Raw genomic sequence first — 4,977 nt, 5'->3', positions numbered from 1 at the left:
TCCAGCGGAATCAAGGTGTTCTTCATCCAGAACTGCGCCCGGCGTGGCTGCTCGTAGACAAACAGCATCACTGCCGACAGATCCATGCTCTCGCGGTTCATCAGGCCGAGCGAACGCTCCGCCCCGTCATCGGCCACCTCGACGGCAAAGCTTTCGCGCCCGCCATCCCAGCGCAGATCGACCCGCCCTACCGCACAGGGGGCGTCGGCCTGCGCCGCTGCCGCCAGTGACCAAAGCCCCAAGGCGATCAAGCCTTGTCGCGCGCTACCGTTTCCCATGGAACCACCTGAACTGCCATTCTGCCGCGTTTACCGTCCACGATGCGCAACGCCACTGCCTCGCCGGTGATCAGATCGGCAAAGCCGGACAGCCGCAACACCTCGACATGAATGAACACATCTTCGGATTTTCCAAACACATTGGCAAAACCGAAGCCTTTGACCTTGTCAAACCACTTCACCCGGGCCGGCTCTGCGCTCAGCGCCAGCACTTCGTCGCGGGCCATCTGGCCGGTTTCCGAACCAAAGGTGAAGCTTTCCCCCTCCGGCGGCTCGATGCTCAGCACTTCGATTGCCTGCACACCGCGCTGGGTGTTCAGCACCCGCACCGAGATTCGGGTGCCATCCGCAATCGACCCCTGACCAAAATTACGCAGCACATTGGCATGCAGCAGCACATCAGTCTGAGTTTCATCCGAAACGATAAAGCCAAATCCCTTGGTTGGATCAAACCACTTAACATAGCCATGCAAAAGGTGCGTTTCCGCGTCTTCGTCTGTCATTGGAAGAGCCTTCTCCCCAGAATGAGCTCCAAGGCGATCAATTGCGGCATTTCAGAAAGCCGGATCAAGCGGAAAATGGGGCAAACCGGACATAACATTGGATGAAACAATGTTTCACGGGTTCAATCTCTCGATCCGCCATGTCGCAGCAGCAGACTCGCGCGACCAGCGAAACCTGTCATGCAACCTGAAGTTGCCGTCAGCCCAGAACTCTATCTCCAGAGGGCGAATCCTGATGCCGCCCCAAAACTCGGGCCGCTTCGGCGAAACGCCATGCATCAGCGACAGTTTTGCCACTTCGGCGATCAGCGCTTCGCGCGAACTCAGCGGCTCAGACTGCTTCGAGGCCCAGGCCCCCAACCGCGATTTCAGGCTCCGGCTGGCGAAATAGGCGTCCGCCTGCGGCCCATCTTCGCGTTCGGTAATGCCCCGCACCCGGATCTGGCGGCGCAGGCTTTTCCAATGCATCACGAAGGCCGCCTTGCCGCTGGCCGCGATTTCCCGCCCCTTCTTTGAGCCGTAGTTGGTGTAGAACACAAACCCGTCCGCCTCGATGTCCTTCAGCAGCACCATCCGCGCATTTGGCATACCGTCAGCGTCTACCGTGGCCAGTGCAATCGCATTGGGATCATTCGGTTCCTGCTTTTCCGCCTCGGCCAACCAGTCGCGCGCCAGCGCGAAAGGATCGCTCCCGGCGAAGATCCCGCCCCGGTTGGTATCGCTGTCCATGTCAGAAACTCCTTGCAGCCAGCACTGTGCCGCCCTTGAAGCAAATGCCCGCTTCGCCTACACGTCGATGTCAACGCAGGTAAAGTGGGCTAGGGGCACGGAATGTCAACTGGACTGATGCAGGGCAAGCGCGGGCTGATCATGGGCCTCGCGAATGACAAATCCATCGCCTGGGGGATCGCGCAAGCCATCGCCGAACAGGGGGCCGAGATCGCCTTTTCCTATCAGGGCGAGGCGCTGAAAAAGCGCGTCGAACCGCTCGCCGCATCGATCGGCATGACCGAACTGTTCGAATGCGACGTGGCCAACGGCGACAGCCTGGACGCCCTGTTCGCGCATCTGAAATCGGTCTGGGGCAGCCTTGACTTCGTGGTCCACGCGATCGGCTTCTCCGACAAGAACGAACTGCGCGGCCGCTATGTCGACACCTCGCGCCAGAACTTCCTGATGTCGATGGATATTTCCGTCTACTCCTTCACCGCCGTCTGCCAGCGCGCCGCCGCGATGATGGGGCCGGGCGGCTCGCTCCTTACCCTCACCTACTACGGTGCGGAAAAGGTCATGCCGCATTACAACGTAATGGGCCTGTGCATGGCCGCGCTCGAGGCGTCGGTCAAATACATCGCCGAAGACCTTGGCAAGGACGGCATCCGCTGCAACGCCATCTCCGCCGGCCCGATCAAGACCCTCGCCGCCTCCGGCATCGGCGATTTCCGCTACATCATGAAGTGGAACGAGCTGAACTCGCCCCTGCGCCGCAACGTGACGCAGGAAGAGGTCGGCAAGGCGGCGCTCTACCTCTTGTCCGACCTCGGCTCCGGCACCACGGGCGAGAACCTGCATGTCGATGCCGGCTACCACGCCATCGGCATGAAAGCGATCGACGCGCCCGACATCGACCTCATCGCCTCCAAGAAAGAGGGCGGCCAGTGACCCTTGCCGCCTTTCTTGCCGTCGCGGGCCTGTTGACCATGGGCGCGGTCAGTCCTGGCCCGGCGGTCCTGATGTCGGCCCGCACCGGCGTCAGCGAAGGCTTGCGCACCGGGTTTTACCTCGCGCTTGGCATCGGCGCGGGGGCGGTATTCTGGGCGGTCCTGGCACTCAGCGGCCTTGCGGTGATCTTCCAGATCGCGCCAACGCTCCTTTGGGCGTTCAAGATCGCGGGCGGGCTCTATCTTGTCTGGATGGCCATCGGCATGTGGCGCCACGCGGCAGAACCCTTGCCCGACATGACCGGCAGTCCGCCCCGGTCCGCCGCCTCGGCCTTCCGCCTTGGCCTGTTCACCCAATTGTCGAACCCCAAACCCGCCGTCCTGCTCAGCGCCATCTTCATCGGCACGGTGCCCCCTGGCACCCCAACCTGGGTGCTGGTGGCGCTGCTCAGCTACCTGTTCACGGTTGAGACCGGCTGGAACACCATCGTCGCGCGCATCTTCTCGTTTGACCGCACCCGCCGCGCCTATACCGGGGCCAAACCCGTGCTTGACCGCGCATTCGGCGGTCTTCTCGGCCTCCTCGGCCTGAAAATCGCCGCCACCTGAAGGAGTGACCCATGTCCGCCGACCGCCTGCCACACGAAAAAGGCTTTCACGTCAGCTGGGATCAAATCCACCGCGACGCGCGCGCGCTGGCCTGGCGGCTGGATGGCAAGGGCCCCGATGATGGCGCCTGGCGCGCCGTGGTCGGCATCACCCGCGGCGGCCTCGTTCCCGCGATGATCGTCAGCCGCGAACTTGATATCCGGGTTGTCGATACGATCAGCGTCAAAAGCTACAGCCACCAGTCGCAAAACATGGCCAAGGTGATCAAGGCCCCGCAGGCGGACCTGATGGGCGACGGCACCGGCATCCTGATCGTCGATGATCTCGTTGATACCGGCAAGACGCTGGAACTGGTCCGCGCGCTGTACCCCAAGGCGCATTTCGCCACCGTCTACGCCAAGCCCTCTGGCAAACCGATGGTGGATAGCTATATCACCGAGGTCAGCCAGGACACCTGGATCTTCTTCCCGTGGGACATGGCGCTGCAATATGTCCAACCCATGCGCGGAACTGACTGAGGACCGCATTGATGCTTCGCCAAAGCCGTGACCGGTTGCTGCACTGGCTGTTCGAGGCCAGTCTTGCCATCAAGGGCGTCTTGACCGGGGCCGAAGCGCTGGCCGGTCTGGGCCTGTTGCTCACGCCCAACCCGCTGATTGCGCGCTTCGTCTTCTGGCTAACCCATTTCGAGATCGCCGAAGACCCGACCGACACGATGGCCAGCTGGACCATCCGCGCGGTGGAACAATTCCCCATCGGCACCCAGCATTTCTACGCGCTTTACCTTTTGGCGCATGGCGGGCTGAAGCTGACCATGGTGTTTCTGCTCTGGCGCAAGGTGATCTGGGCCTATCCCGCCTCGATGGCCGTTCTTGCGGGCTTCGTCGCCTATCAGACCTACGAGTCTTTCCATGCAGGCTCGCCCTTCCTGCTGCTGCTTGCGCTGTTTGATCTGGTGATGATCGGGCTTGTCTGGCAGGAATGGCGGGCGTTACGCGGCAAGGCCCTGAGGCTTTCGCAGGCGTAAGTGGCATTTTCCGGTGTTTGCCGGATTTGATTTCAATCAAATCAGGCCGCGCCTGCCTGCCCTGGGGCAGGCGCGATAGACGCGCCAGCCCACGCAGGCGCGGCCTGATTTACCAGAGCCGGCCCCTGCACCACGCCCCTTGGCCTCCGCCCCTTGGCCTCCGCCGTGCGGCTCCAGCCAACTGCCCGGTCGGCTGTCCACTGGACAGCCGCCTTTTCGGGCAGGGTGCCCTTGGCCGCTCTCACACCCCTTGCGCCTGCCCGCGCCGCATGCAGACTTGCCCTGCAAACGCCGGAGCCCCCAAATGACCCACCCCCTGAACCCCGCGATGGCCGCCACCGATCCGCCCCCGGTGATGGAGGCGCGGCGCTGGCTGCAGGGGGCCACCTTCCCACCCGACCGCCCGCTGATCAACGTCAGTCAGGCCGCCCCGGTCGACAGCCCGCCGCTGGGCCTGCGTCAGGCACTGGCAGACGCCGCCCTGAACGACCCCAACGCGCATCTCTACGGCCCGGTCCTGGGCGTGCCCGCCCTGCGCGATGAAATCGCCAGCCAGTGGTCGGCGGCTTACGGTGGCGCCATCGCGCCCGAACAGGTCGCCATCACCCAAGGCTGCAATCAGGCCTTCACCGCCGTGATGTCCACCCTTGCGGGGCCGGGCGATCAGGTGATCCTGCCGACGCCGTGGTATTTCAACCACAAGATGTGGCTGGACATGTCCAGCGTCACCGCTGTTCCGCTCGACACCGGCCCGACGCTGATCCCGTCGGCTGATGCCGCCGCCGCATTGATCACCGACCGCACCCGCGCCATCGTGCTGGTCAGCCCCAACAACCCCGGCGGTGTCGAATATCCGGCGGAAACGTTGACCGCCTTCCGCGACCTTGCCCGCGCCCACG

Annotated in this window: 8 protein-coding genes; 5 read left to right on the top strand and 3 right to left on the bottom strand. The window is 63.4% G+C overall.

Going from position 1 to position 4,977, the window contains the following annotated elements; genetic code table 11:
* The 3 genes from RMO18_RS18185 to pdxH all read right to left on the bottom strand — a co-directional run.
* Positions 1-278: DUF192 domain-containing protein (locus RMO18_RS18185; protein WP_309667835.1), on the bottom strand; the 278-nt coding region annotated here is incomplete at its 3' end.
* Complete coding sequence (locus RMO18_RS18180) at positions 248-781, bottom strand: cold shock domain-containing protein (RefSeq protein ID WP_309667834.1); 534 nt, start codon at positions 779-781, stop codon at positions 248-250. The genes RMO18_RS18185 and RMO18_RS18180, both read right to left, overlap by 31 nt.
* A 114-nt stretch (positions 782-895) precedes the next feature.
* The gene (pdxH, locus tag RMO18_RS18175; RefSeq protein WP_309667833.1) at positions 896-1,510 is read right to left on the bottom strand and encodes a pyridoxamine 5'-phosphate oxidase; all 615 of its coding nucleotides are present in this window, start codon (positions 1,508-1,510) and stop codon (positions 896-898) included.
* Positions 1,511-1,612: 102 nt separating this feature from the next.
* Between pdxH and fabI the strand changes: the two genes are divergently transcribed.
* The 5 genes from fabI to RMO18_RS18150 form a co-directional block, all read left to right on the top strand.
* Entirely contained in the window at positions 1,613-2,443 is an 831-nt protein-coding gene (gene fabI, locus RMO18_RS18170; protein ID WP_309667831.1) for an enoyl-ACP reductase FabI, read from the top strand.
* The gene (locus RMO18_RS18165; RefSeq protein WP_309667830.1) at positions 2,440-3,051 is read left to right on the top strand and encodes a LysE family transporter; all 612 of its coding nucleotides are present in this window, start codon (positions 2,440-2,442) and stop codon (positions 3,049-3,051) included. The genes fabI and RMO18_RS18165 overlap by 4 nt, the downstream gene beginning before the upstream one ends.
* An 11-nt stretch (positions 3,052-3,062) precedes the next feature.
* Positions 3,063-3,569, top strand: a complete 507-nt coding sequence (gpt, locus tag RMO18_RS18160; protein ID WP_309667828.1) for a xanthine phosphoribosyltransferase — start codon at positions 3,063-3,065, stop codon at positions 3,567-3,569.
* Positions 3,570-3,580: 11 nt separating this feature from the next.
* Complete coding sequence (locus RMO18_RS18155; protein ID WP_309667827.1) at positions 3,581-4,078, top strand: DUF2127 domain-containing protein; 498 nt, start codon at positions 3,581-3,583, stop codon at positions 4,076-4,078.
* A 304-nt stretch (positions 4,079-4,382) separates the two neighbouring features.
* A partial coding sequence (locus RMO18_RS18150) for an aminotransferase class I/II-fold pyridoxal phosphate-dependent enzyme (RefSeq protein ID WP_309667825.1) occupies positions 4,383-4,977 on the top strand: 595 nt, incomplete at its 3' end.

The sequence above is a fragment of the Tabrizicola sp. genome (assembly GCF_031377265.1).
Taxonomy (GTDB): Bacteria; Pseudomonadota; Alphaproteobacteria; order Rhodobacterales; family Rhodobacteraceae; genus JAUYQR01.
This window is presented reverse-complemented; position numbering and strand designations above follow the sequence as displayed.

What these genes read in the sequence shown, in the direction of transcription:
- RMO18_RS18180 (WP_309667834.1), bottom strand. Translation starts at nt 781, where the DNA reads ATGACAGACGAAGACGCGGAAACGCACCTTTTGCATGGCTATGTTAAG.
- pdxH (WP_309667833.1), bottom strand. Translation starts at nt 1,510, where the DNA reads ATGGACAGCGATACCAACCGGGGCGGGATCTTCGCCGGGAGCGATCCT.
- fabI (WP_309667831.1), top strand. Translation starts at nt 1,613, where the DNA reads ATGTCAACTGGACTGATGCAGGGCAAGCGCGGGCTGATCATGGGCCTC.
- gpt (WP_309667828.1), top strand. Translation starts at nt 3,063, where the DNA reads ATGTCCGCCGACCGCCTGCCACACGAAAAAGGCTTTCACGTCAGCTGG.
- RMO18_RS18155 (WP_309667827.1), top strand. Translation starts at nt 3,581, where the DNA reads ATGCTTCGCCAAAGCCGTGACCGGTTGCTGCACTGGCTGTTCGAGGCC.